The organism is Pseudomonas sp. SWRI81, from assembly GCF_014268545.1.
GTDB classification, from domain to species: Bacteria; Pseudomonadota; Gammaproteobacteria; order Pseudomonadales; family Pseudomonadaceae; genus Aquipseudomonas; species Aquipseudomonas hamedanensis.
The window spans coordinates 1-26,724 of sequence record NZ_JABWQS010000044.1; the positions used below are offsets into that span (position 1 = coordinate 1).

Consider the following 26,724-nt stretch of genomic DNA (forward strand, 5'->3'; position numbering starts at 1 on the left):
GGACCCACCGCTATCGCGAGCAGGCTCACTCCTACAGTGGATCTGGTGGCACCCGATAATTTTGTCGGAGCGGGCTTGCCCGTGATGAGGCCAGTACAAACGCCCACGACATCAACTTCTATAAAAACAAAAACGGCACCCGAAGGTGCCGTTTGCATTTGCAGCCAGATCAGCCAGGCAATCAGCCCGCCAGACCCGCCTGTTGTACCAGCACCAGCAATGGCTGCGGATAAACGCCCAGGAAGAACGCAACCAGGGCGATGGCCAGCAGCATGACGCCGCCTGCCTTTTGTTCCCAGTGCAACTGGGCGTCGTGGCGACGCAGGTTTGGCTCGATCAGGTACAGGGTGACCATCACGCGCAGGTAGTAGAACACGCCGATGGCGCTGCCCAGAACCAGCGCACCCACCAGCCACCACTGACGCGTTTCGACGCCGCTGGCGATGATGTAGAACTTGCCGATGAAGCCGGCGGTCAGCGGGATGCCGGCAAGCGACAGCATCATCACGGTCAGCACGGCAGTCAGGTACGGACGGCGCCAGAACAGGCCGCGGTACTCGTACAGAGCGTCGGCGTCGCGGCCGTTGTACGGCGACGACATCAGCGTGATCACGCCGAACGCGCCAAGGCTGGTGATCACGTAGGTGACCAGGTAAACACCGATGGCTTCCACCGCCAGACCTTTGCTCGCCACCAGCGCGATCAGCAGGTAACCGAAGTGCGCGATGGACGAGTAACCGAGCAGACGCTTGAGGTTGCTCTGGGTCAGGGCCAGCAGGTTACCGAACAGGATCGAGGCGACCGCGATGACGCTCAACACGTCACTCAGTACACCACTGCTTGCGGCAGGGGAGATCTGGAACAGACGCACCATCACCGCAAACACTGCCACCTTCGAAGCGGTCGCGAGGAACGCCGCTACCGGTGCCGGAGCACCTTCGTAAACGTCCGGCGTCCACAGGTGGAACGGTACCAGCGACAGCTTGAACGCCAGACCGATCAGCATCATGCCCAGGCCCAGTTGCGCCAGCGAGCTAGGCAGACCGGTCGCGGCCAGGGCCTGACCGATGCCGACGAAGCTCAGCGAACCGGCATCGGCGTACAGCAACGCCATACCGAACAGCAGGAACGCGGAACCCGCGGCCGACAGCACCATGTACTTGATGCCGGCTTCCAGCGAACGCTTGTTGAAGAAGGCGTAAGCCACCAGACCGTAAACCGGTACCGAGAGCAGTTCCAGACCGATGAACAACCCGGCCAGATGCTGCGCGCTGACCAGCACCAGGCCACCGGCAGCGGCCATCAGGATCAGCAGGTAAAGTTCTTCACGGTTGCCCGGGTAACCCGAACCGCCATCACCCAGGTAGGCGTGGGCGAGGGTGACGCAGGCGAGGGTGGCGACCAGGATCATCGCCATGTACAGGCAGGCGAAGGCATCAATCTGCAGCAATGGCGTCACGGCCAAAGGCGCGACTTTCAGAGCCGGCAGGATCGACAGCAGCGCCAGGTTCAGACCCGCCACCGAAATCAGGAAGGTCTGCGAGTGGTTGCGGCGCCAGGCGATTGCCAGCATCACCACGATAATGGTGAGGCTGGTGATCAACAGTGGCGCAAGCGCAATAAAGTGTTGAATCGTGAATTCCATAGCGCTCTTACCGGGCCGAAGCGAGTTGAGAGAAGGCGGTGCCGAGCCACTGCTGCACGCCATGCATGGTGGCGGCAGAGGTGTCGAGGAACGGTTGCGGGTAGACGCCGAGGTAAATCAGCAGCACCGCCAGACCGAGCACCATGATCAGTTCGCGCGCGTCCATACCGTGCAGCACCGCGTCGGATTTCGACGGGCCGAAGTAGGCACGGTGGATCATGATCAGCGAATAGACCGAACCGAACACCAGACCGGAAGTGGCAATCGCCGTGACCCATGGAGCGCTGGCGAAAGAGCCGATCAGGATCAGGAACTCGCCGACAAAGTTACCGGTACCCGGCAAGCCCAGCGACGCCGCAGCGAAGAACAGGCTGATCGCCGGCAGGTAAGCGATACGCGACCACAGGCCGCCCATCTCACGCATGTCCCGAGTATGCAGACGCTCGTACAACTGACCACTGAGGATAAACAGCGCCGCTGCCGACAGACCGTGCGCGAGCATCTGGATCACTGCGCCTTGCAGCGCCAGTTGGCTGCCGGAATAGATGCCGATCAACACGAAGCCCATGTGGGAAACGGAAGAGAAGGCAATCAGACGCTTGATGTCGGTTTGTGCGAACGCCAGGAACGCACCGTAGAAAATCCCGATCAGACCGAGGGTCATGGCGATCGGCGCAAACTCGGCCGAAGCATTCGGGAACAGCGGCAGGGCGAAACGCAGCAGACCGTAGGCCGCGGTTTTCAGCAGGATACCGGCAAGGTCGACGGAACCTGCGGTCGGCGCCTGTGCGTGAGCGTCAGGCAGCCACGAGTGGAACGGTACGACTGGCAGCTTGACCGCGAAGGCGATGAAGAAGCCGAGCATCAGAATGTACTCGGTGGTCATCGACATCTTGGTTTTCAACAGATCGGCGTAGTTGAAGGTAATCACGCCGGTGTTGTTGAAGTTGACCAGCACCAGACCGAGGATCGCCACCAGCATGATCAGGCCGGAAGCCTGCGTGAAGATGAAGAACTTGGTCGCGGCGTAGATCCGGGTTTTCTTGCCGTCCGAAGAACTGTGACCCCAGAGCGCGATGAGGAAGTACATCGGCACCAGCATCATTTCCCAGAAGAAGAAGAACATGAACAGGTCGAGGGCGAGGAACACGCCGACAACACCGCCCAGGATCCACATCAGGTTCAGGTGGAAGAAACCAACGTGACGTTGAATCTCTTTCCACGAACACAGTACCGAGAGGATACCCAGCAGGCCGGTCAGCAGGATCATCAACAGCGACAGGCCGTCGAGGGCCAGGTGCACATTGATGCCGAAACGCTGGATCCAGACATGCTTGAACTCAAGCGCCCAGGTCGGATCGGCGCCCGGCGCCGGTGCGAATGAATAGTCACCGTGGGCCCACAGCCAGAGGCCGAGTGCGAGTTCCAGGGTCATGGTCAACAGCGCAATCCAGCGCGGGAGGGTAGCGCCGAAGCGCTCACCCATCCAGCACAGCAGGCCGCCGATGAAGGGGATCAGGATTAGCCAAGGCAGAATCATGACGGGCTCGTTTCCTTTCGCAAATTCGCAAGGTTCATATCAGACCGCTACCAGCACGATGGCGCCGATCACCAGCACGGCACCAGCAGCCATCGAGGCGGCGTACCAACGCAGTTGACCGGTCTCGGTGCGGCTCAGGGCAGTGTGACCACCCTTGGCCATACGCGGGATCAGACCAATGGTCTGGTCGAGCGGGTCTTTGCGCAGTACATGGCTGATCGCAAGGTACGGCTTGACGAACAGTTTGTCGTAGATCCAGTCGAAGCCCCAGGCAGCGAACCACCAGGCCGAAAGGAAACGGCCGATGCCGCTGTTGGCGATTGCCGTGACAAAGCGACGCTTGCCGAGGAACAGCAGCGCTGCCAGCAGGATACCGGCCAGGGCGATGGCGCCCGAGGCGATTTCCAGACTGTGCTTGGCTTCGCCGCCGGCATGTCCAACGCTTTGCGGCAGAACGCCGTGCAGCGGCGGCACGATCATCGCGCCGACGAAGGTCGACAGCACGATCAGCACCGACAGTGGCAACCAATGTGCAATGCCGTGACCGGCGTGGGCTTCGGTCTTGGCTTCACCGTGGAACGCAATGAAGATCAGGCGGAAGGTGTACAGCGACGTCATGAACGCACCGACCAGACCTGCGTAAAGCAGACCCTGGTTGCCGCTGGCAAACGCTTCCCAGAGGATTTCGTCCTTCGAGTAGAAGCCGGCGGTGACCAGTGGCAGAGCGGCCAGCGCCGCACCACCGACGATGAAACTGGCGTAAGCCAGTGGCAGCTTCTTCCACAGACCGCCCATCTTGAAGATGTTCTGCTCGTGGTGGCAGGCCACGATCACCGCACCGGACGCCAGGAACAGCAGGGCCTTGAAGAAGGCGTGGGTCATCAGGTGGAAGATCGCGCCTTCCCAGGCGCCAACGCCCAGCGCCAGGAACATGTAGCCGATCTGGCTCATGGTCGAGTAGGCGAGGATGCGTTTGATGTCGGTCTGCACCAGCGCGGCAAAACCGGCCAGTACCAGCGTTACGCCACCGACGATGCCGACCAGGTGCAGGATGTCCGGTGCCAGGGTGAACAGACCGTGGGTACGGGCGATCAGGTAGACACCCGCGGTCACCATGGTTGCAGCGTGGATCAGTGCCGAAACCGGGGTAGGGCCGGCCATCGCATCCGCGAGCCAGGTTTGCAGCGGCAGTTGTGCCGATTTGCCGACAGCACCGCCGAGCAGCATCAGGGTCGCCAGCGTGATCCAGAAGTCGCCGACCTGGAATTTCTGCGGTGCCAGCACCAGCAGTTCCTGAATGTTCAGCGTGCCCACTTGCTGGAACAGGATGAACAGGCCGATGGCCATGAACACGTCACCGATCCGGGTCACGATGAAGGCCTTGAGTGCGGCGTTACCGTTGTTGCGGTTGCTGTAGTAGAAACCGATCAACAGGTACGAGCACAAGCCCACGCCTTCCCAGCCGAAGTACAGGAACAACAGGTTATCGCCGAGTACCAGGAACAGCATGCTGGCGATAAACAGGTTGGTGTACGAGAAGAAGCGCGAGTAACCCGCTTCGCCGCGCATGTACCAGGACGCGAACAGGTGGATCAGGAAACCTACGCCAACCACCACGCCGAGCATGGTGATCGACAGGCCATCGACGTAGAGGGCGAAGTCAGGCTTGAAGCCTTCCACCGCCATCCACTGCCAAAGCACCAGGGTGTAGTGACCGCCTTCGGGAGGCGCGACGTTGAATTGCCAGATGACGTAAGCGGTGACAATCGCCGACAAGCCAATGGAACCCACGCCGACCAGCGCCGAGAGGTTTTCCGACCAGCGTCCACGGGAGAACGACAGCAGCAGGAAACCGATTAGAGGAAATACGAAAGTCAGAAAGATCAGGTTCATCCGCGCATCTCACTGGCAGCGTCGATATCGAGCGTGTGGAAGCGGCGATACAGTTGCAGCAGGATCGCCAGGCCAATACTGGCCTCGGCGGCTGCCAGGCTGATCACCAGGATGAACATGATCTGTCCATCCGGCTGCGCCCAGCGGGCGCCCGCAACGATGAAGGCCAACGCAGAGGCGTTCATCATCACTTCCAGACTCATCAACACGAACAAAATGTTGCGGCGGACCATCAGGCCGACCAGACCAAGGCAGAACAGGATGCCGGCAACCGCCAGTCCATGTTCGAGAGGGATAGCAGGCATGTGTTACTCCTTCGCCTCGTTACGGCCCAAATGGAACGCCGTGACGGCTGCGGCGAGCAGCAGCATCGAGGCGAGTTCGACCACCAGCAGGTACGGGCCGAACAGGCTGATGCCCACGGCTTTCGCATCTACGGTGGTGTGGCCGATGGCCTGGCCGCTCTGGTGAGCGAACAGCACATACAGCAGTTCGGCCAGCAGCAGGGCGGCAAGAATTACCGGCCCTGCCCAGATGCCGGGCTTGAGCCAGGTGCGTTCCTGCTGCACCGAGGCTGGACCCAGGTTGAGCATCATCACCACGAACACGAACAACACCATGATGGCGCCGGCGTAGGCAATCACTTCCAGCACACCGGCGAACGGCGCGCCGAGGGCGAAGAAGGTCATGGCCACGGCAATCAACGAGATGATCAGGTAGAGCAGGGCATGCACAGGGTTGGTGTTGGTGACCACGCGTAACGTGGACACAACAGCGATACCCGATGCGAAATAGAAAGCGAATTCCATCGTTCTTCCTTAAGGCAGCAAGCTCTTCACGTTGATCGGTTCGGCTTCGTTCTGCGCAGCGCCTTTCGGCTTGCCAGCGATTGCCATACCTGCAACACGATAGAAGTTGTAATCAGGGTTTTTGCCGGGGCCGGAGATCAACAGATCTTCTTTCTCGTACACCAGGTCCTGACGTTTGAACTCGGCCATCTCGAAATCCGGGGTCAACTGGATCGCGGTGGTCGGACAGGCTTCCTCGCAAAGACCGCAGAAAATGCAGCGCGAGAAGTTGATCCGGAAGAAGTCCGGGTACCAGCGACCGTCTTCGGTTTCAGCTTTCTGCAGCGAGATGCAACCCACCGGGCACGCCACGGCGCACAGGTTGCAGGCTACGCAGCGTTCTTCGCCATCGGGATCGCGGGTCAGGACGATGCGGCCACGGTAGCGCGGCGGCAGGTAGACCTGCTCCTCGGGATATTGCAGGGTGTCGCGCTTGCGAAAGCCATGACCGAAGATCATGACCATGCTGCGCAACTGGGTACCGGTACCCTTAATGATGTCGCCAATATATTTGAACATGGGTCAAATCCTCACTGAACCGCAACCGCAGGCGTGTTCAACAACACAACCGCAGCGGTTACCAGCAAATTGATCAGGGTCAGTGGCAGGCAGAATTTCCAGCTGAAATCCATCACCTGGTCATAACGCGGACGCGGGATAGAGGCGCGCAGCAGGATGAACAGCATGATGAAGAACGCGGTCTTCAATGCGAACCAGACGAAGGACAGTTGCGGCAGGATGCCGAACGGACCGTGCCAGCCACCGAAGAACAGGGTGACCAGCAGCGCCGAGATCAGGATGATGCCGATGTATTCACCGACGAAGAACATGCCCCATTTCATACCGGCGTATTCAATGTGGTAACCGTCGGCCAGTTCCTGTTCCGCTTCCGGCTGGTCGAACGGGTGACGGTGAGTCACGGCCACGCCAGCAATGAAGAAGGTACAGAAGCCGAAGAACTGCGGAATGATGAACCACAGGTTCTGCGCCTGGTACTCGACGATGTCGCGCATGTTGAACGAGCCGACCTGCACCACGATGCCCATCAGGGCCAGGCCCATGAACACTTCGTAGGACACGGTCTGCGCCGAGGCACGCAAGCTGCCGAGCAGGGCGAACTTGTTGTTACTCGACCATCCGGCGAACAGCACCGCATAGACCGATAGACCGGCCATCGCGAAGAAGAACAGCAGGCCGATGTTCAGATCCGCCACGCCCCAGGTCGGGGTGATCGGGATGATCGCAAAGGCGATCAGCAGGGCGGACATGGCCACCACCGGCGCCAGGGTGAAGATCACCTTGTCGGCAAACGGCGGGGTCCAGTCTTCCTTGAAGAACATCTTCAGCATGTCGGCAGCGATCTGGAACATGCCGAACGGGCCAACGCGGTTCGGACCGTAACGGTCCTGCCACCAGCCCAGCAGGCGACGTTCGACAAAGCTGAGCAAGGCGCCTGCGACCACCACGGCCAGCAGAATCACGATGGCTTTGATGACCGTCAGGATCACATCGATCACTTCAGGGGTGAACCAGGTCATTGCGCTGCCTCCTGCAGACCGTCGACGGACACGCCGGCGAATGCCGGTGGAATGCCGGCGATGCCCGCAGGCAATGCCACCAGACCAGCGCCCAGTTCTTCATTGATGCGCAGCGGCAGACGCAAGGTCTGGCCGGCCACGTTCAGGCTCAACAGGGCACCGTCGTTGACGCCGAGGCGATCCGCTTCGGATTTCGCCAGAGCCACGTAAGGCGTCGGAATGCGCTCTTGCACTGGTGCGGCTTTCGAAGAGTTTTCTTCGCTGCCGAACAAGTGGAAGAACGGCACGGCTTGCCAGGTACCCGGTGCCGGGTTGAACGCGCGCGGCGCAGCAGCGAACCAGTTCAGCGAATCACCGGTGCTTTCGATCAGGCGGGTGCCCGGATCGCCAGCGCGCAGGTGACCACCGACTTCGTCCTGGAACTTGTTCCACGCTTGTGGCGAGTTCCAGCCCGGCGACCATGCAAAAGGAACCTGCTGACGCGGTTCGGCGGAGCCCGAGTAACCTTCCATGGAGAAGGCGAATGCGGTGTCCTTGTCTTGCGGGGTACGTGGTTCGTGAACGCTGATGTCGGCGCGCATCGCGGTGCGACCGGAGTAACGCAGCGGCTCACGCGCCAGTTTCAGACCCTTGATGCGGAACGCAGCCGACGGTGCAGCGTCGACGATACGCGCCAGTTGCGCGGTGCTCGAAGCAACGGCAGCGGTAACGTGGTCGAGTTGCGTCCAGTCGATCGGCTGGTTGAGCAGGGTGGCGCGCAAGGCGTGCAGCCAGCGCCAGCCTTCGTGAACCAGAATGCTCGCGTCCATGTACTGCGGATCGAAAACCTGGAAAAAGCGCTGGGCGCGGCCTTCCTGGCTGACCAGCGTACCGTCGCCCTCGGCGAAGCTCGCCGCTGGCAGCACCAGTTGTGCGCGGTCGGTGGTAGCGGTTTTCTGATGGTCGGCGACGATCACCACTTTCGCGGCGTCCAGTGCGGCATCGACCTTGGCTTTGGCGGTGCGGGTGTACAGATCGTTTTCCAGCACGACGATGGCGTCGGCCTTGCCATCGATAACCGCTTGCAGCGCGTCGTCGACCGATTCACCACCGAGCATGGCCAGACCGAGGCTGTTGGCCTCCGGCACGATCAGGCTGATCGAACCGTTCTTCTCGCGCAGCTTCAACGCTTTGGCAATGTTGGCGGCGGCTTCGATCAGCGCTTTGGAGCCCAGCGAAGTACCGGCAATGATCAGCGGGCGTTTGGCGGCAAGCAGGGCGTCGGCGATGCGCTGCGCCAGTTCCAGCGCTTCGGCGTCCAGACCGTCAGCGGCCGGGGCGCTGGCATCCAGTGCGTGAGCAACGGCAAAACCGATGCGCGCCAGATCGTCGGGAGCGGCGTGTACACATTCTTCGGCGACGTCGTCGAGCTTGGTTTCGGCGAGGCTGGCGATGAACAGCGGATTCAGCGCGTGTTGACCGATGTTCTTCACCGCAGCGTCAAGCCAAGGCTGGACGCGCATGGCTTCGGCCATGTCTTCAGCCTTGCCCTTGACCGACTGACGCAGGGCCAGCGCCATACGCGCAGCGGTCTGGGTCAGGTCTTCGCCGAGGACGAAAATCGCGTCGTGGTCTTCGATCTCGCGCATGTTCGGCACAGGCAACGGGCTGTTATTCAGCACCTGCAGGACCAGACGGATGCGCTCCAGCTCGGAAGCTTCAATGCCCGAATAGAAGTGCTCGGCACCGACCAGTTCGCGCAACGCGTAGTTGCTTTCGAGGCTGGCACGCGGCGAACCGATACCGACGATGTTGCGACCGCGCAGCAGATCGGCGGCTTTATCCAGCGCAGCGTCGAGGCTCAGCTTGGTGCCGTCGGCCAGCAGCGGCTGCCGTGGACGGTCGGTGCGGTTGACGTAGCCATAACCGAAACGGCCACGGTCGCAGAGGAAGTACTGGTTCACCGAACCGTTGAAGCGGTTTTCGATACGACGCAGTTCACCGTAACGCTCGCCCGGGGAAATGTTGCAGCCGCTCGAGCAGCCATGGCAGATGCTCGGGGCAAACTGCATGTCCCATTTGCGGTTGTAGCGCTCGGAGTGAGTCTTGTCGGTGAACACACCGGTCGGGCAGACCTCGGTAAGGTTGCCGGAGAACTCGCTTTCGAGAATGCCGTCTTCAACGCGACCGAAGTACACGTTGTCGTGGGCGCCGAATACACCAAGGTCGGTGCCGCCAGCGTAATCCTTGTAAAAACGCACACAGCGGTAGCAAGCGATGCAGCGGTTCATCTCGTGGGAAATGAACGGGCCCAGTTGCTGGTTCTGGTGGGTGCGCTTGGTGAAGCGGTAACGGCGCTCGTTGTGGCCGGTCATTACCGTCATGTCTTGCAGGTGGCAGTGACCGCCTTCTTCGCACACCGGGCAGTCGTGCGGGTGGTTGGTCATCAGCCATTCGACAACGCTGGCGCGGAACGCCTTGGATTCTTCATCGTCGATGGAGATCCAGGTGTTGTCGGTGGCAGGCGTCATGCAGGACATGACGATGCGACCACGGGTGTCGTTCTCGTCGGTGTACTGCTTGACCGCGCACTGGCGACAGGCCCCGACGCTACCAAGCGCGGGGTGCCAGCAGAAATATGGAATGTCGAGGCCCAGCGACAGACATGCCTGTAACAGGTTGTCTGCCCCGTCGACTTCGAGCGCTTTGCCGTCTACGTGGATAGTGGCCATGGTTCAAAGGTCTTCGTTGGCCCGGTGTCAGCGGGCGTGGCTAATGGAATCTTGTTATGCGTCCGAATCCAAACAGCCCCGAAGGGCGTCATCGGACGAAAGGCGAAGGGCACGGACCCTTCGCCTTCTTAAACGTTTACGCGCCGACTACGATCGGCCTTGCCAGAGGCGGGACGGCGGCGCTGACAGGCGCGATACCGGCTTCGAACTCGGGACGGAAGTATTTAATGGCACTGCCCAACGGCTCAACGGCACCCGGTGCGTGAGCGCAGAAGGTCTTGCCCGGGCCGAGGAAACCGACCAGACCCAGCAGGGTCTCGATGTCGCCTGGCTGGCCCTTGCCTTGCTCGATGGCCATCAAGAGCTTGACGCTCCATGGCAAACCGTCGCGGCACGGGGTGCAGAAACCGCAGGATTCGCGGGCGAAGAACTGCTCCATGTTGCGCAGCAGCGAGACCATGTTGACGCTGTCATCCACCGCCATCGCCAGACCGGTACCCATACGGGTGCCGACCTTGGCGATGCCGCCGGCGTACATCTGTGCGTCGAGGTGCTCTGGCAACAGGAAACCGGTACCGGCGCCACCTGGCTGCCAGGCCTTGAGCTTGAAGCCGTCGCGCATGCCGCCGGCGTAATCTTCGAACAGTTCGCGACCGGTGACGCCGAATGGCAGCTCCCACAGGCCCGGGTTCTTGACCTTGCCGGAGAAGCCCATGAGCTTGGTGCCCATGTCTTCGGAGCCTTCGCGGGCCAACGATTTGTACCAGTCAACGCCGTCGGCAATGATCGCCGGCACGTTGCACAGGGTTTCGACGTTGTTCACGCAGGTCGGCTTGCCCCACACGCCGACGGCGGCAGGGAAGGGCGGCTTGGAGCGCGGGTTGGCGCGGCGGCCTTCGAGGGAGTTGATCAGTGCAGTTTCTTCACCGCAGATGTAACGCCCGGCGCCGGTGTGCACGAACAGCTCGAAATCAAAACCGGAACCGAGGATGTTCTTGCCCAGCAGGCCAGCAGCCTTGGCTTCTTCTACGGCACGGTTGAGGTGCTTGGCGGCGGTGGTGTATTCGCCACGCAGGAAGATATAGCCACGGTAGGTTTTCAGCGCGCGAGCACTGATCAGCATGCCTTCGATCAGCAGATGGGGCAGTTGCTCCATCAGCATGCGGTCTTTCCAGGTGTTCGGCTCCATTTCATCCGCGTTGCACAGCAGATAGCGAATGTTGATGGATTCGTCCTTGGGCATCAGGCCCCACTTCACGCCGGTCGGGAAGCCTGCGCCGCCGCGACCCTTGAGGCCAGCGTCCTTCACGGTCTGGACGATGGCGTCCTGATCCATGTCGGCGAAGGCCTTGCGCGCAGCGGCGTAACCGTTCTTGGCCTGGTATTCGTCGAGCCACACGGCTTCGCCGTCATCGCGCAGACGCCAGGTCAGCGGGTGAGTCTCGGCCGAACGCTGAATGCGGTTGGCAGGACCGAAAGATGTCAGGGTCATACGTAGCCCTCGAGCAGTTTGGCCACGCCAGCAGGCTGGACGTCGCCAAAGGTGTCGTCGTCGATCATCAGCGCCGGTGCCTTGTCGCAGTTGCCGAGGCAGCAGACCGGCAGCAGGGTGAAACGACCGTCGGCGGTGGTCTGGCCCAGGCCGATGCCCAGATTGTTCTGGATTTCGCTGACTACCGACTCGTGGCCGCCGATGTAGCAGACCATGCTGTCACAGACGCGAATGATGTGGCGGCCGACCGGTTGACGGAAGATCTGGCTGTAGAACGTCGCCACGCCTTCAACGTCGCTGGCCGGGATGCCGAGGATCTCGCCGATCGCGTAGAGGGCGCCATCCGGCACCCAGCCGCGTTCCTTCTGAACGATCTTCAGGGCTTCGATCGACGCCGCGCGCGGGTCTTCGTAGTGATGCAGCTCGTGCTCGATGGCCGAGCGCTCGGTTTCACTCAAGGTGAAACGGTCTGTCTGGATAAGCGTGCTGTTCATGCTTAGCGGTCCACGTCGGCCATAACGAAGTCGATACTACCCAGGTACGCAATCAAGTCCGCGACCATGCTGCCTTTGATCACCGAAGGGATCTGTTGCAGATGCGGGAAGCTTGGGGTGCGGATCCGGGTACGGTAGCTCATGGTGCCGCCGTCGCTCGTCAGGTAATAACTGTTGATGCCCTTGGTCGCTTCGATCATCTGGAAGGATTCGTTGGCCGGCATGACCGGGCCCCACGAAACCTGCAGGAAGTGCGTGATCAGGGTTTCGATGTGCTGCAGCGTGCGCTCTTTCGGCGGCGGCGTGGTCAGCGGGTGATCCGCCTTGTACGGGCCTTCGGGCATGTTGCGCATGCACTGGTCGATGATCTTGATGCTCTGGCGCATCTCTTCAACGCGAACCATGCAGCGGTCGTAGGCGTCGCCGTTGACGGCCAGCGGAACTTCGAATTCGAAGTTCTCGTAGCCCGAGTACGGACGCGCTTTACGCAGGTCGAAATCGCAACCGGTCGAACGCAGGCCGGCACCGGTGACGCCCCATTCCAGGGCTTCTTTGGTGTTGTAGGCGGCGACGCCGACGGTACGGCCCTTGAGAATGCTGTTCTGCAGGGCGGCCTTGGTGTATTCGTCCAGACGCTTGGGCATCCACTCGACGAAGTCCTTGACCAGTTTTTCCCAGCCGCGCGGCAGGTCGTGGGCGACGCCACCAATGCGGTACCAGGCCGGGTGCAGGCGGAAACCGGTGATGGCTTCGATCACCGTGTACGCCTTCTGGCGGTCGGTGAACGTGAAGAACACCGGGGTCATGGCGCCGACGTCCTGGATGTACGTACCCAGGAACAGCAAGTGGCTGGTGATACGGAAGAACTCGGCCATCATGATGCGGATGACGTCGACCTTTTCGGGCACCTTGATCCCGGCGAGCTTCTCGACCGAGAGCACGTACGGCAGGTTGTTCATGACCCCGCCGAGGTAGTCGATGCGGTCGGTGTACGGAATGTAGCTGTGCCAGGATTGACGCTCGCCCATCTTCTCGGCGCCACGGTGGTGGTAACCGATGTCCGGAACGCAGTCGACGATCTCTTCGCCGTCCAGCTGCAAAATGATGCGGAATGCACCGTGCGCCGAAGGGTGGTTCGGACCGAGGTTGAGGAACATGTAGTCCTCGTTGGCCCCGGAACGCTTCATGCCCCAGTCTTCAGGACGGAAACGCGCCGCTTCCTCTTCAAGCTGCTGCTTGGCGAGGTTGAGGCTGTACGGGTCGAACTCGGTGGCGCGCGCCGGGAAGTCCTTGCGCAGCGGGTGACCTTCCCAGGTCGGCGGCATCATGATGCGCGACAGGTGCGGGTGGCCTTTGAAGTCGATGCCGAACATGTCCCAGACTTCACGCTCGTACCAGTTGGCGTTCGGCCAGATGCTGGTGACGGAAGGCATGCTGAGGTCGCCTTCGGACAAGGCGACCTTGATCATCACGTCACTATTACGCTCCAGCGACATGAGGTGATAGAACACGGTGAAATCGGCGTCGGTCGGCAGCCCTTGACGCTTGGTGCGCAAACGCTCGTCCACGCCGTGCAGGTCATAGAGCATGACGTACGGCTTGGGCAGGTTGCGCAGGAAAGTCAGGACTTCAACCAGTTTGGCGCGAGCCACCCACAGCACCGGCATGCCGGTGCGGGTTGCCTGCGCGGTAAACGCTTCAGCGCCAAAACGGTTGTTCAGTTCGACGACCACATCCTGGTCGTCTGCCTTGTAAGGCGGGATGTACAGAGCACTGCCTGTAGTCATGGTTATTTTTTCGCTTTCGGTCAACGTAAAGAATGAAGCCAGCTTCTCGTTACTTGGAACAGAACTGGATCAGACTTCGTCAGGGCTGCGCAGGTTGGTGACTGCGATTCGCTGTTCGCGGCGCTGCTCCTTTTGCGAAGGCATGTCGGCGCGATACACGCCTTGATCACCAACGACCCAGGAAAGCGGACGACGCTCCTGTCCAATCGATTCCTGCAACAGCATCAAGCCTTGCAGAAATGCTTCCGGACGGGGCGGGCAGCCAGGTACGTAGACGTCCACGGGCAGGAACTTGTCTACGCCTTGAACCACGGAGTAGATGTCGTACATGCCGCCGGAGTTGGCGCACGAACCCATGGAGATAACCCACTTCGGTTCGAGCATCTGCTCGTAGAGACGCTGAATGATCGGCGCCATCTTGATGAAGCAGGTACCGGCGATAACCATGAAGTCGGCCTGACGCGGCGAGGCCCGGATCACTTCGGCGCCAAAGCGCGCGATGTCGTGGGGCGCCGTGAAGGCGGTGGTCATTTCCACGTAGCAGCACGACAGGCCGAAGTTGTACGGCCACAGGGAGTTCTTACGTCCCCAGTTGACCGCGCCACTCAGCACGTCTTCCAGCTTGCCCATGAAAATGTTTTTGTGGACTTGATCTTCTAACGGATCGGAAACGGTTTCCCGCTGGCCAATCGGATACTGCTCGTTAGGAGCATCGGGGTCGATCCTGGTGAGATTGTATTGCATTGCCAAAGCCTCATTGTTTCAGCTTCGCCTGCCGCTTGCGACGAGCTTCCGGAGCCCAGTCAAGGGCGCCCACTCGGAACAGGTAGACAAGACCTGCCAACAGAATTGCTATGAAAACGAGAGCTTCGACGAATCCGGTCCAGCCGCTTTCGCGGACGGACACAGACCATGCAAAGAGAAAGAGGGCTTCGATATCGAAGATCACGAACAGCATCGCGACCAGATAGAATTTGGCTGAGAGCCGCAAGCGGGCGCCACCGGTAGGTAGCATGCCCGACTCGAACGGTTCGTTTTTGCTGCGACCCCAGGCTTTTGACCCAAGGAGGCTGGAGACGCCAAGCATGAAGGCACACAGGCCGACGACACCCAGAAGGAAAATGGCAAAGCCCCAGTTGTGGGCCATGAGTCCTGTCGCTTCGGGCATGCTGGTAATCCTTAACAGAGAGCAAAGGTCTCTGAGCTTGATAAAGAAATAGGCAGTGACGATATGTCGCAGCAATCAATCGGGCTGATTTTATGGCTAAACACCCGGCAAGTAAAATTCCAAAGGCGAAATTATTTACCGGATTAAGGACATAGCGCTTCCTCACAGCCCTGCGGCCCATGCGTTGCGGGCATTAGGCGGGTTTCCATCAATTATGTTTTGTAGGGAATGTAACGAACATAGTTGCCGCTGAATGATAATTGATATCGTTTGGAGTGGTTTTGTAACTGTTTAACGAGTGAGTGGTTGGGAAGTTGTCTTACTTGCGCGTTACTGCAAGTAGCGAAGCCTACCGTTTTAGCGGAAATTTCTGACGTCTGTACCGCGTCAGATCAATGTTTTCGCACAGGCAATACAAAACCTGTAGGAGTGAGCCTGCTCGCGATAGCAGTGTTCCTGTAACGCATCGGGTGACGGACACACCGCTATCGCGAGCAGGCTCACTCCTACAAAGGATTTGTGGTGTCTTTGAGATTCACGCAGGCAAAAAAACGCCCCGAACCAGTCGGGGCGTCAGTCTCTTGCGGCTCTGCAGTTAGCTTTTTATTCGATCCGCAAAGGCCGTTTGCTCAGCGAAGCGTTATCAGTGGAACTGTTCTTCTTCGGTCGAACCGGTCAGCGCGGTCACCGAGGACGAGCCGCCCTGGATCACGGTGGTCATGTCGTCGAAGTAGCCGGTGCCCACTTCCTGCTGGTGAGCCACGAAGGTGTAACCCTTGGCGGCGTCAGCGAATTCCTGCTCTTGCAGCTTCACGTAGGCAGTCATGTCGTTGCGGGCGTAGTCGTGCGCCAGATTGAACATGCTGTGCCACATGTTGTGAATGCCGGCCAGGGTGATGAACTGGTGCTTGTAGCCCATGGCGGACAGTTCGCGCTGGAACTTGGCGATGGTCGCGTCGTCCAGGTTTTTCTTCCAGTTGAAGGAAGGCGAGCAGTTGTACGACAGCAGCTGGTCCGGGTATTCCTTTTTGATCGCTTCGGCGAAGCGACGGGCTTCGTCCAGGTCCGGCTTGGCAGTTTCGCACCAGATCAAATCGGCGTATGGCGCGTAAGCCAGACCACGGGCGATGGCTTGATCCAGGCCGGCACGCACCTTGTAGAAACCTTCCTGAGTACGTTCGCCAGTGACGAATGGCTGGTCGTACGGGTCGCAATCGGAGGTCAGCAGGTCAGCCGCGTTGGCGTCGGTGCGGGCCAGAATGATGGTCGGTGTGCCAGCAACGTCAGCTGCCAGACGCGCAGCGGTCAGCTTCTGTACGGCTTCCTGGGTGGGTACCAGTACCTTGCCGCCCATGTGTCCGCATTTCTTCACGGACGCCAGTTGGTCTTCGAAGTGAACGCCGGCGGCGCCTGCTTCGATCATGCTTTTCATCAGCTCGTAGGCGTTCAGCACGCCGCCGAAACCGGCTTCTGCGTCGGCCACGATTGGCGCGAAGTAGTCGATGTAGCCTTCATCGCCCGGGTTCTTGCCGGCTTTCCACTGGATCTGGTCGGCGCGACGGAACGAGTTGTTGATGCGCTTGACCACGGTTGGCACCGAGTCCACCGGGTACAGCGACTGGTCCGGGTACATCGATTCTGCGGAGTTGTTGTCCGCTGCCACTTGCCAGCCCGACAGGTAGATCGCCTGGATACCGGCCTTGACTTGCTGCACAGCCTGACCGCCGGTCAGGGCGCCCATGCAGTTGACGAAATCTTTCTCAGGACGGAAGGACGGCTTGGCACCCTGGGTGACCAGGTTCCACAGCTTCTCGGCGCCCATCTTCGCAAAAGTGTGCTCAGGCTGAACCGAGCCACGCAGACGGACCACGTCAGCAGCGGAGTAAGTGCGAGTCACGCCTTTCCAGCGCGGGTTCTCAGCCCAGTCTTTTTCGAGGGCTGCAATTTGCTGTTCGCGTGTCAGTGCCATGGAGATAAACCTCGTCGCGTCTTTTATGAAAAGTTGTTCTGCGGTGGAAAATTCCTGCGCTCGCTGACCAGAAGCTTCGGGGTCATGGCGGATTCGGCGGGGTAGGCGACGGGATGAACGATGGGCTCGAGGGGAAGTGAGCAGGTAGTGGCGTACTGCAGGCACATTTGGGCGTCGTGGGCCTTTATGCGATCAACAGCGTGAAGCCGGGTTACCTAAATACGCTTCCGTCCCTCGGGACAACTTCGTTCCAGTCGGCAACCTCGTCAAACACACCTTGTGGGCGGTACAGACACGAAACGGTTCGCGGGGTAGGTGCGAACGGCGCTTCGAAGGCCCTTGCCAGGGCCTCTGATTAGCGGGAGCGAGGCCATCATGCCTCTGCTTTTTTGCCTCGTCAAACGTTTTGTAGTGCTTTTTTTCAAGCACTACATCTTTCGTCTAATACGACTAATCAGTCAGTTTTCGGTGCTTTAGTCCAGCGTGTCGACTTTCACCCGCAGGGTCATGTCATCCCGGCCTTGAGTCGAGTAGCTGCGGGTCAGGCCCTGTTTGTCGGCCTGAGTCTGGCTGTTGACGCCCGCCAGGGTGATCCATTCACCGAGGCGCCCGGTGACGGTTGTGTCGGTGCTTTGCACGTTCACTACATCGGGACGTTCCTGGCTCATGCGGTCACGGTTGGTACTGATTGCCAGATGAACGGTGTCGCCGGTGACGCTGGCGGTGACGTAGAAACCCTGGGTGACGTTGCGGTATTGGGTTTCGCTGCTGTAACCGCCGTAGGAATCGCTCTGGGTGTTGGTGATCGGCACGCTTTGACCGACCTGAATCAATGCCGGAGCGCCTTCGCTGGCCTGAATCTGTTGCACGCCGCCGTTACGGCTGGTGGTGCTGCGGCTGATGATGCGGGTCTGATTCGGCTGGGCGCCGTTGACCGAGTAACCTTCGTCGCCACGGCCGTTGTTTTCATTGGTGTCGACGGTGATCAGCAAGCGCTTGGGCGCGGTATCGAGTTGCGCCAGCAGGTCCTTCAATTCCTGAATCTTGCCCGGCTCGGCCTTGACGATCAGTTGATTGCCGTAAGCGCTGACCTGACCGTCCTGGCCGATAAAATCCTGCGCCACCGGCAGCATGTCGGCGCTGGTGTGGTACTTGAGGGGGACGATTTCTGTGGCTGCCAGCACCGAAAAACTGCAACCGAGCAGCAGGGTGGTGAGCAGGGTGCGTAGGGACATGTCCGTTATCTCCGCGTTCGAAAGGCTTGATAGTGCCAGTTTGTCGGCCCGGGGTGGGGCAAGTTGAATCGTAGACAGCAAAACGCCCCGGCAGCGTTGGATGACGGGGCGTTTCGAGAACTGCTCTTGTGGCGAGGGGATTTATCCCCGATGGGCTGCGAAGCAGCCCCAAATCCTGAAAACGCGGCGAGTCAGTTGAATCGAGCGCGCTGGGTTGGCGACTGCTGCGCAGCCGAACGGGGATAAATCCCCTCGCCACAGGGTTTTGCATGTTCAGTAGTGAATTTTGCGCTGTGCTGGAGGGCTTCTTCGCGAGCAAGCCCGCTCCCACATTGGATCTCTGCTGCACACAAAATCTGTGTTCGCTGGAGACTCCCTGTGGGAGCGAGCCTGCTCGCGAAGGCCGCGCCTCCGTATCAGGCCGAATGGCGAACCATATCGACATGCGGAATCCCGGCCTCGAGAAACTCCTCGCTGACCAGGCTGAACCCCAGGCGCTCATAGAACGCCGTGGCCTGCACCTGCGCGCTGAGCATCTGTTGCTTCAGGCCGCGCGCTTCGGCTTCGGCGATCACCGCTTGCATCAGCGCGTCACCGACCTTCATCCCGCGCCAGTCTTTCAGCACCGAGACCCGGCCGATGTGCCCATCGGGCAGCAGGCGCGCGGTGCCAATCGGAAAGTCGCCTTCAAAGGCCAGAAAATGCACAGCGGTCGCGTCGTCCGCGTCCCACTCAAGCTCGGGCGGCACCGATTGCTCGGCGATGAACACCGCTTCACGAATGCGCCGGATCTCGGCGATATCCTTCTGCCAGTCTGCGACACGAACGCGAATTTTATTCATCGGCGAACCCCAGGCTGCCTTGCTTGACCAGTTCGCACAGCAGGCCGCGACCGTCTTCGTCGTTCAGCCACTCGCCGAGGTTGTCGGTGTGCAGGGCGTCGGCGGCGCAGATCAGCTTCAGCAGTTCGCGCAGCTTGCCCGGCAGGTAACGGCTCTGGCCGCTGGCGAACAGCAGCAGGTCGTCGTCGACTTCGGACCAGGCCAGACGCGCGCTCGGGTTGCGAATCAGGACGGCGCCGTCCTGGAGGGCGGCGAGGAAATCTTCTTCTTCGACGTCTTCCGGGCCGACCACCAGTTCCGGGTAGCGCGGCTCGGTCATGTACTGGCCGAACCAGGTCAGCAGCAGGCGCTCGTCGCTCATGTGTTCGGCGAGCAGGCTTTTCAGGCGATCCAGCGCGTCATGTTGGATCTGATGCGGGTCGGCCGCTGGCTGTGCGTCGGCATCGGTGTAGCGCTCTTCGTCGGTCAGGAACTGGCTGAGGAAGTCGGTGAAATGGGTCAGCACTTCAGCGGCGCTCGGGGCGCGGAAGCCCACTGAGTAGGTCATGCAGTTGTCGACCGCGACGCCGCAATGGGCCAGACGCGGTGGCAGGTAGAGCATGTCACCTGGCTCCAGCACCCATTCTTCGGTCTGTTCAAATTCGGCGAGGATGCGCAGATCGGCGTGCTGCAACAGCGGGCTCTCGGAATCGCACATCTGGCCGATTTTCCAGTTGCGCTTGCCGTGGCCCTGAAGCAGGAACACGTCGTAGTTGTCGAAGTGCGGACCGACGCTGCCACCTGGGGCGGCGAAGCTGATCATCACATCGTCGACGCGCCAGCTCGGCAGGAAGCGGAAGTTTTCCAGCAGTTCGCTGACTTCCGGCACGAACTGGTCGACCGCTTGTACCAGCAGGGTCCACTCGCGCTCGGGCAGCTTGCTGAACTCGTCTTCGGCAAACGGGCCGCGACGCAGTTCCCATGGACGCTCGCCGTGCTCGATGACCAGACGCGATTCGACTTCTTCTTCCAAAGCCAGGCCGGCCAGTTCGTCAGCGTCGATCGGGCTTTCGAAGTCAGGAATCGCCTGACGAATCAGCAGCGGTTTTTTCTGCCAGTAGTCGCGCAAGAATTCGCGTGCTGTAAGGCCGCCCAGAAGTTGAAGAGGAATATCGGAATTCATATGTAACCTATTGAAAAAAAGCACTTTTCAGACGGGAATAAAAACGCCCGGCGCGGCCGGGCGTCTTAAACGGGGCAAACGGTCGATCAGATGCGTTTGGCTTGTGCCACAGCGTTGCCGATGTAGTTGGCCGGGGTCAGTTGCTTGAGCTCGGCTTTCGCCTCGGCTGGCATGTCCAGGCCATCAATGAAAGTCTGCAGCGCTTCAGGGCTGATGCCCTTGCCGCGGGTCAGTTCTTTCAGTTTTTCGTACGGGTTTTCGATGTTGTAGCGGCGCATCACGGTCTGGATCGGCTCGGCCAATACTTCCCAGCAAGCATCAAGGTCGGCGGCAATCTTCTGCTCGTTCAGCTCGAGTTTGCTGATGCCTTTGAGGCTGGCTTCGTAGGCGATCACGCTGTGGGCGAAGCCGACACCGAGGTTGCGCAATACGGTGGAGTCGGTCAGGTCGCGCTGCCAGCGGGAGATCGGCAGTTTGCTCGCCAGGTGCTGGAACAGCGCGTTGGCGATGCCCAGGTTGCCTTCGGAATTTTCGAAGTCGATCGGGTTGACCTTGTGCGGCATGGTCGACGAACCGATTTCGCCGGCGATGGTGCGCTGCTTGAAATAGCCCAGGGAGATGTAGCCCCAGATGTCACGGTCGAAGTCGATCAGGATGGTGTTGAAGCGCGCAATGGCGTCGAACAGTTCGGCAATGTAGTCGTGCGGTTCGATCTGCGTGGTGTACGGGTTGAAGCCCAGGCCCAGCTCGTCTTCGATGAAGGCGCGGGCGTTGGCTTCCCAGTCGATCTGTGGGTAGGCCGACAGGTGCGCGTTGTAGTTGCCGACAGCGCCGTTGATCTTGCCCAGCAGCGGAACGGCAGCGACCTGAGCGATCTGACGCTCGAGGCGGTAAACCACGTTCGCCAGTTCTTTACCCAAAGTGGTCGGCGAAGCCGGCTGACCGTGGGTGCGCGACAGCATTGGCACGTCGGCGAAACGGATGGCCAGCTCGCGGATGGCGTTGGCGGTCTGGCGCATCAGCGGCAGCATCACCTCGTCACGGCCTTCGCGCAGCATCAGGGCGTGGGACAGGTTGTTGATGTCTTCGCTGGTGCAGGCAAAGTGGATGAACTCGCTGACCTTGGCCAGCTCCGGCAGCTTGGCCGCCTGCTCCTTGAGCAGGTATTCGATCGCCTTGACGTCGTGGTTGGTGGTGCGCTCGATCTCTTTGACGCGCTCGGCGTGCTCCAGCGAGAAGTTTTCCGCCAGTTCATTGAGAACGGCGTTGGCTTCGGTGGAGAAGGCCGGTACTTCAGGGATACCGGCGTGGGCGGCCAGGCGCTGGAGCCAGCGCACTTCAACCAGGACGCGGGCACGGATCAGACCGTACTCGCTGAAAATCGGGCGCAGGGCCTGGGTTTTGCCGGCGTAGCGGCCGTCTACAGGGGAAACCGCAGTGAGCGAAGAGAGCTGCATGGGGTGTTCTCGGACAGTCGGGCAACGAAATGGGGCGCGTATCATACATGAAAAAATCCGCCGATCCGCTGCCAACTGACCGGCGTATTACGCGTTACAGACTACAAAGCTTTTATGGCGTAGCGTTTACTCGCTGCGCATCAACGGATACAGCTCTTTGAGCAGCTTGCGGCGGCTGATCACCAACTGCCAGCGATGGCCGCCGAGCTGGCGCCAGAGGCGCGCCGAGCGAATACCGGCAAGAAGCAGGGCGCGGATTTTCGAGGCGTTGCTTGGCTGCTGCAGGTTGCGCATGTCGCCGTGCACTTGAATGCGTTGGCGTAGCGTACTCAGGGTGTCCTGATACAGCGCGCCACACGCGGCGATCACGTTTTCGTGGGCCGGGCCAAAGTGCTCGACCTGCGACTGGATCTGCGGCAGACGCTTGCCGATCACTTCCAGCATGTCGCCGCGCTTGGCCAACTGCCGCTCCAGACCGAGCATCGACAGGGCGTAGCGCAGCGGCTCGCGCTGCAAGGTGCTTGGATCACGTTCAAGGGCGCCGATCAGCGCGCGGTAGCCTTCGCGCAGATTGAGGTCATCGCCGCCGTACACATCCAATGTATCTTTCGGATCGCGCACCAGCAGGCTGCCGAGCATGCAGCTCAGGCCGGCTTCGTGGGTCTGTCCGGTCTTGGCGATGCGGTCGACCAGCACAGCGGCGAGAAACACACCGCCCAGCGCCGTCAGTTGCTCCTGAGTCGGGCTCATGCCTGGCCGCTCCACGGTTCGGCGACTTCAATCACGCCGCCGCCGAGGCAGATTTCCCCGTCATAGAACACCACCGATTGACCCGGCGTCACCGCGCGTTGCGGTTCGTCGAACACGGCGCGGTAGCCGTTGGCGGTTTTTTCCAGGGTGCAGGCCTGATCGCTCTGGCGATAACGCACTTTGGCGGTCAGGCGCATCGGCTGGCTCAGGTCGATCGGGTTGACCCAATAGATTTCCGAGGCGAGCAGGGCGCTGGAAAACAGCCACGGATGGTTGTTGCCCTGGCCGACGATCAGCTCGTTGGTGTCCAGATCTTTGCGCAGCACGTACCACGGCTCATCACCGGCGTCTTTCAGGCCGCCGATGCCGAGGCCCTGGCGCTGGCCGATGGTGTGGTACATCAAGCCGTGGTGACGGCCGATGACTTCGCCTTCGGTGGTCTTGATCTCGCCTGGCTGGGCTGGCAGGTATTGCTTGAGGAAATCGCTGAAGCGCCGCTCGCCGATAAAGCAGATCCCGGTGGAATCCTTCTTCTTCGCGGTGGCCAGCTCGTATTTCTCGGCAATTTCGCGTACTTGCGGCTTTTCCAGTTCGCCGACCGGGAACAGCGTCTTGGCGATCTGTTCACCGCCGACGGCGTGCAGGAAATAGCTCTGATCCTTGTTCGGGTCCAGGCCCTTGAGCAGTTCGGTGCGACCGTCGATGTCGCGGCGGCGCACATAGTGGCCGGTGGCAATCAGGTCGGCGCCGAGCATCATGGCGTAGTCGAGGAACGCTTTGAACTTGATCTCGCGGTTACAGAGGATGTCCGGGTTTGGGGTGCGTCCGGCCTTGTATTCGGCGAGGAAATGCTCGAACACGTTGTCCCAGTACTCGGCGGCAAAGTTGGCGGTGTGCAGCTTGATGCCGATTTTGTCGCACACGGCCTGCGCATCCGCCAGATCGTCCATGGCGGTGCAGTATTCCGTTCCGTCGTCTTCTTCCCAGTTCTTCATGAACAGGCCTTCCACTTCATAGCCCTGCTCGATCAGCAGAAGTGCGGAAACGGAAGAGTCCACGCCGCCGGACATGCCGACAATGACGCGCTGCTTGGATGTGTCAGAAGGGGCTGGATCACGCATAGGGATTCAATGAGTGTCTTGGAAAAGGGCGCGATTCTATCAGGCTCGCGGCCGCAAGGCTAAAGAGAAGGGCGGATCAGTTCGAGGCTGAAGTGATGACCGGCCAGGTAATCGTCGATGCAACGGATGATCAGCTCGCTGCGCCAGTTGTCGCGCTGGGCAATTAATTCGTCGCGGGTCAGCCACTTGGCGCCGAGGATGCCGTCGTCGAGTTGGTAATCCGGGTAGTGTTGCACGGCTTTGGCGCTGAAACATACACGCTGATAAGTCACACCGTTGCTCGGTGCGGTGTACAGGTAAATGCCGATGACTGCGGTGGGTTCGACGTCCCAGCCGGTTTCTTCAAGGGTTTCGCGGATGGCGGCGTCGATCAGTGTTTCATCCGGATCGAGATGCCCGGCCGGCTGATTGAGCACGTTACGCCCGGCCTTGTGCTCTTCGACCATCAGGAAACGGCCGTTGTCCTCGACGACGGTGGCGACGGTGATGTGGGGGAGCCATTCCATAAAACCTCCTCAATCTATTGGTTGAAACCCAATCCCTTGTAGGAGTGAGCCTGCTCGCGATAGCGGTGCATCAGTCGCCATTAATGGTGAATGGTATACCGCTATCGCGAGCAGGCTCACTCCTACAAGGGGTTTGTGTTGTCAGCAGAAACACAAACCCCGGCACTCGGCCGGGGTCTGTTTACAGCGCTACAACCTTAAACCAGCGCAGCAATCGCCGCGTTGAAGGTTGCGCTTGGGCGCATGGCCTTGCTGATCAGCTCGGCGTCGGCGTGGTAGTAACCGCCGATGTCGACTGGCTTGCCCTGAACGGCATTGAGCTCGGCAACGATGGTTGCCTCGTTCTCGGTCAGCGTCTTGGCCAGTGTCGCGAACTGCGCTTGCAGTGCAGCGTCTTCAGTCTGGGCCGCCAGGGCCTGAGCCCAGTACATTGCCAGGTAGAAGTGGCTGCCGCGGTTGTCGATGTTGCCGACTTTGCGCGATGGCGACTTGTTGTTGTCGAGGAACTGGCCGGTGGCCTGGTCCAGGGTTTTCGACAGCACCAGCGCTTTCGGGTTGTTGTAGTTCACACCCAGATGCTCGAGAGAAGCGGCCAGGGCGAGGAACTCACCCAGCGAATCCCAGCGCAGGAAGTTCTCTTCAACCAGTTGTTGCACGTGCTTCGGCGCCGAACCGCCGGCGCCGGTTTCGAACAGGCCACCGCCGTTCATCAGCGGCACGATCGACAGCATCTTGGCGCTGGTGCCCAGTTCCATGATCGGGAACAGGTCGGTCAGGTAGTCGCGCAGCACGTTACCGGTCACCGAAATGGTGTCCTTGCCTTCGCGGGTGCGCTGCAGGGTGTACTTCATCGCGTCGACCGGCGCCATGATCTGGATGTCCAGACCGGCAGTGTCGTGATCCTTCAGGTAGGCCTGAACTTTCTCGATCACTACGCCGTCGTGAGCGCGCATCGGGTCCAGCCAGAAGATGGCCGGCGTGCTGCTTGCGCGAGCGCGGTTGACGGCCAGTTTGACCCAGTCCTGGATCGGCGCGTCTTTGGTCTGGCACATGCGGAAGATGTCGCCGGCTTCAACTGCCTGCTCCATCAGCAGGGTGCCTTTGCTGTCGGTCACGCGAACCACACCGTCAGCCTTGATCTGGAAGGTCTTGTCGTGCGAGCCGTACTCTTCGGCTTTCTTCGCCATCAGGCCAACGTTTGGCACGCTGCCCATGGTGGTCGGGTCGAAGGCGCCATTGGCTTTGCAGTCTTCGATCACGGCCTGGTAGATGGTTGCGTAGCAACGATCCGGGATCACGGCCTTGGTGTCGTGCAACTGGCCGTCAGTGCCCCACATTTTGCCGGAGTCACGGATCATCGCCGGCATCGAGGCGTCGACGATGACGTCGCTCGGCACGTGCAGGTTGGTGATGCCTTTGTCGGAGTTGACCATCGCCAGCGACGGACGCACGGCGTAGACCGCAGCGATGTCCGCTTCGATCTGTGCTTGCTGATCGCCAGGCAGGGCCTTGATGCGGGCGTACAGATCGCCGATGCCATTGTTCAGGTTGAAGCCGATCTGAGCCAGCACGTCAGCGTGCTTGGTCAGGGCGTCTTTGTAGAACTCGGCAACGATCTGGCCGAACATGATCGGGTCGGAGACCTTCATCATGGTCGCTTTCAGGTGGACCGAGAGCAGCACGCCCTGGGCCTTGGCGCTTTCGATTTCCGCAGCGATGAACGCGCGCAGGGCGTTTTTGCTCATCACGGCGCAGTCGAGGATCTCGCCAGCCTGAACGGTGGTTTTTTCTTTCAGGACGGTAGCGGTGCCGTCTTTGGCGATCAGTTCGATCTTCACGGCGTCAGCGGCGTCGATCAGGGCAGCTTTTTCGCTGCCGTAGAAATCGCCGGTGCTCATGTGAGCGACGTGGGACTTGGAGTCTTTGGCCCAGGCGCCCATTTTGTGCGGGTGCTTGCGCGCGTAGTTCTTCACCGACAGCGGAGCGCGGCGGTCGGAGTTGCCTTCGCGCAGAACCGGGTTCACGGCGCTGCCCTTGACCTTGTCGTAACGCGCCTTGGCGTCTTTGTCGGCGTCGCTGGTCACGGTTTCCGGGTAGTCCGGCAGGTTGTAACCCTGCGCCTGCAGCTCTTTGATCGCGGCTTGCAGCTGTGGCACCGAAGCGCTGATGTTCGGCAGCTTGATGATGTTGGCTTCAGGCGTAACGGCCAGGTCGCCCAGTTCGGCGAGGTGGTCGGCTACGGCTTTGTCGCCCAGTTGCTCGGGGAAGCTGGCCAGGATGCGCGCTGCAAGAGAGATATCGCGGGTTTCCACGGCGATATCGGCCGAGGCCGTATAAGCCTCGATGATCGGCAGCAGGGAATAGGTGGCGAGGGCTGGGGCTTCGTCGGTGAAGGTATAGATGATCTTCGAGCGGGTGGGCATATTCGGATTAACTCTCTCTTCTTTGCTAAAGCGTGCGCAGAAACTCGAGGGGCGCCGGGTAAGCGCGTTCGTTCAAAGTCATCCATGAACCGAATGTCGAGATTCTTCGCGGTGATGTTGGGTGCATCAGTAGAGCGTCAAGC

At 60.4% G+C, this 26,724-nt stretch carries 22 protein-coding genes; all 22 read right to left on the reverse strand.

Annotated features, from left to right (window positions below):
• Nucleotides 1–181 precede the first annotated feature (181 nt).
• The 22 genes from nuoN to HU765_RS22200 all read right to left on the reverse strand — a co-directional run bounded on the left by nuoN (nt 182) and on the right by HU765_RS22200 (nt 26,581).
• Nucleotides 182–1,645 (reverse strand): NADH-quinone oxidoreductase subunit NuoN, encoded by a 1,464-nt coding sequence (gene nuoN / locus HU765_RS22095; RefSeq protein ID WP_186622969.1) that lies wholly within the window; start codon nt 1,643–1,645, stop codon nt 182–184.
• A gap of 7 nt (nt 1,646–1,652) precedes the next feature.
• Nucleotides 1,653–3,185 carry an NADH-quinone oxidoreductase subunit M gene (gene nuoM, locus HU765_RS22100; protein WP_016775285.1) on the reverse strand — a complete coding sequence of 511 codons (1,533 nt, stop codon included), beginning with the start codon at nt 3,183–3,185 and terminating at the stop codon, nt 1,653–1,655.
• Between the two features lie 39 nt (nt 3,186–3,224).
• Nucleotides 3,225–5,078 carry an NADH-quinone oxidoreductase subunit L gene (gene nuoL, locus HU765_RS22105; protein WP_186551804.1) on the reverse strand — a complete coding sequence of 618 codons (1,854 nt, stop codon included), beginning with the start codon at nt 5,076–5,078 and terminating at the stop codon, nt 3,225–3,227.
• Nucleotides 5,075–5,383 (reverse strand): NADH-quinone oxidoreductase subunit NuoK, encoded by a 309-nt coding sequence (nuoK, locus tag HU765_RS22110; RefSeq protein WP_003180046.1) that lies wholly within the window; start codon nt 5,381–5,383, stop codon nt 5,075–5,077. Before nuoK ends, nuoL begins: the two co-directional genes overlap by 4 nt.
• Before the next feature lie 3 nt (nt 5,384–5,386).
• On the reverse strand, nt 5,387–5,887 hold the full coding sequence (gene nuoJ, locus HU765_RS22115) for an NADH-quinone oxidoreductase subunit J (RefSeq protein WP_007951462.1): 501 nt from the start codon (nt 5,885–5,887) through the stop codon (nt 5,387–5,389).
• 9 nt (nt 5,888–5,896) lie between these two features.
• Nucleotides 5,897–6,445, reverse strand: coding sequence for an NADH-quinone oxidoreductase subunit NuoI (gene nuoI, locus HU765_RS22120; RefSeq protein WP_186534151.1), 549 nt, complete (start codon nt 6,443–6,445; stop codon nt 5,897–5,899).
• An 11-nt stretch (nt 6,446–6,456) separates the two neighbouring features.
• Nucleotides 6,457–7,464: an NADH-quinone oxidoreductase subunit NuoH gene (nuoH, locus tag HU765_RS22125; protein ID WP_039763316.1), complete on the reverse strand. Its 1,008-nt coding sequence runs from the start codon at nt 7,462–7,464 to the stop codon at nt 6,457–6,459.
• On the reverse strand, nt 7,461–10,175 hold the full coding sequence (gene nuoG, locus HU765_RS22130; RefSeq protein ID WP_186622971.1) for an NADH-quinone oxidoreductase subunit NuoG: 2,715 nt from the start codon (nt 10,173–10,175) through the stop codon (nt 7,461–7,463). Before nuoG ends, nuoH begins: the two co-directional genes overlap by 4 nt.
• 136 nt (nt 10,176–10,311) lie before the next feature.
• Nucleotides 10,312–11,667 (reverse strand): NADH-quinone oxidoreductase subunit NuoF, encoded by a 1,356-nt coding sequence (gene nuoF, locus HU765_RS22135; RefSeq protein ID WP_064363636.1) that lies wholly within the window; start codon nt 11,665–11,667, stop codon nt 10,312–10,314.
• On the reverse strand, nt 11,664–12,161 hold the full coding sequence (gene nuoE, locus HU765_RS22140) for an NADH-quinone oxidoreductase subunit NuoE (protein WP_003223804.1): 498 nt from the start codon (nt 12,159–12,161) through the stop codon (nt 11,664–11,666). Before nuoE ends, nuoF begins: the two co-directional genes overlap by 4 nt.
• 2 nt (nt 12,162–12,163) lie before the next feature.
• Nucleotides 12,164–13,948, reverse strand: coding sequence for an NADH-quinone oxidoreductase subunit C/D (gene nuoC, locus HU765_RS22145; RefSeq protein ID WP_186622973.1), 1,785 nt, complete (start codon nt 13,946–13,948; stop codon nt 12,164–12,166).
• A gap of 69 nt (nt 13,949–14,017) precedes the next feature.
• Entirely contained in the window at nt 14,018–14,692 is a 675-nt protein-coding gene (locus HU765_RS22150) for an NADH-quinone oxidoreductase subunit B (RefSeq protein WP_007951456.1), read from the reverse strand.
• Nucleotides 14,693–14,702: 10 nt separating this feature from the next.
• Complete coding sequence (locus HU765_RS22155; protein WP_003223812.1) at nt 14,703–15,116, reverse strand: NADH-quinone oxidoreductase subunit A; 414 nt, start codon at nt 15,114–15,116, stop codon at nt 14,703–14,705.
• A gap of 643 nt (nt 15,117–15,759) precedes the next feature.
• Nucleotides 15,760–17,085 carry an isocitrate lyase gene (gene aceA / locus HU765_RS22160; RefSeq protein ID WP_186622975.1) on the reverse strand — a complete coding sequence of 442 codons (1,326 nt, stop codon included), beginning with the start codon at nt 17,083–17,085 and terminating at the stop codon, nt 15,760–15,762.
• A 473-nt stretch (nt 17,086–17,558) separates the two neighbouring features.
• Nucleotides 17,559–18,320, reverse strand: coding sequence for a secretin N-terminal domain-containing protein (locus HU765_RS22165; protein WP_186551807.1), 762 nt, complete (start codon nt 18,318–18,320; stop codon nt 17,559–17,561).
• A 416-nt stretch (nt 18,321–18,736) separates the two neighbouring features.
• Entirely contained in the window at nt 18,737–19,162 is a 426-nt protein-coding gene (locus HU765_RS22170; RefSeq protein ID WP_186622978.1) for a GNAT family N-acetyltransferase, read from the reverse strand.
• Nucleotides 19,155–20,324 (reverse strand): cupin domain-containing protein, encoded by a 1,170-nt coding sequence (locus HU765_RS22175; protein WP_186551808.1) that lies wholly within the window; start codon nt 20,322–20,324, stop codon nt 19,155–19,157. Before HU765_RS22175 ends, HU765_RS22170 begins: the two co-directional genes overlap by 8 nt.
• Nucleotides 20,325–20,410: 86 nt before the next feature.
• The gene (gene purB / locus HU765_RS22180; protein ID WP_186622980.1) at nt 20,411–21,781 is read right to left on the reverse strand and encodes an adenylosuccinate lyase; all 1,371 of its coding nucleotides are present in this window, start codon (nt 21,779–21,781) and stop codon (nt 20,411–20,413) included.
• A gap of 126 nt (nt 21,782–21,907) precedes the next feature.
• The gene (hflD, locus tag HU765_RS22185) at nt 21,908–22,531 is read right to left on the reverse strand and encodes a high frequency lysogenization protein HflD (RefSeq protein WP_186551810.1); all 624 of its coding nucleotides are present in this window, start codon (nt 22,529–22,531) and stop codon (nt 21,908–21,910) included.
• The gene (mnmA, locus tag HU765_RS22190; RefSeq protein WP_186622982.1) at nt 22,528–23,652 is read right to left on the reverse strand and encodes a tRNA 2-thiouridine(34) synthase MnmA; all 1,125 of its coding nucleotides are present in this window, start codon (nt 23,650–23,652) and stop codon (nt 22,528–22,530) included. Before mnmA ends, hflD begins: the two co-directional genes overlap by 4 nt.
• Before the next feature lie 59 nt (nt 23,653–23,711).
• A complete protein-coding gene (locus tag HU765_RS22195; RefSeq protein WP_186622983.1) occupies nt 23,712–24,158 on the reverse strand; it encodes an NUDIX hydrolase in 447 nt (148 codons plus the stop codon).
• Between the two features lie 197 nt (nt 24,159–24,355).
• A complete protein-coding gene (locus HU765_RS22200; protein WP_186622985.1) occupies nt 24,356–26,581 on the reverse strand; it encodes an NADP-dependent isocitrate dehydrogenase in 2,226 nt (741 codons plus the stop codon).
• Nucleotides 26,582–26,724 lie beyond the last annotated feature (143 nt).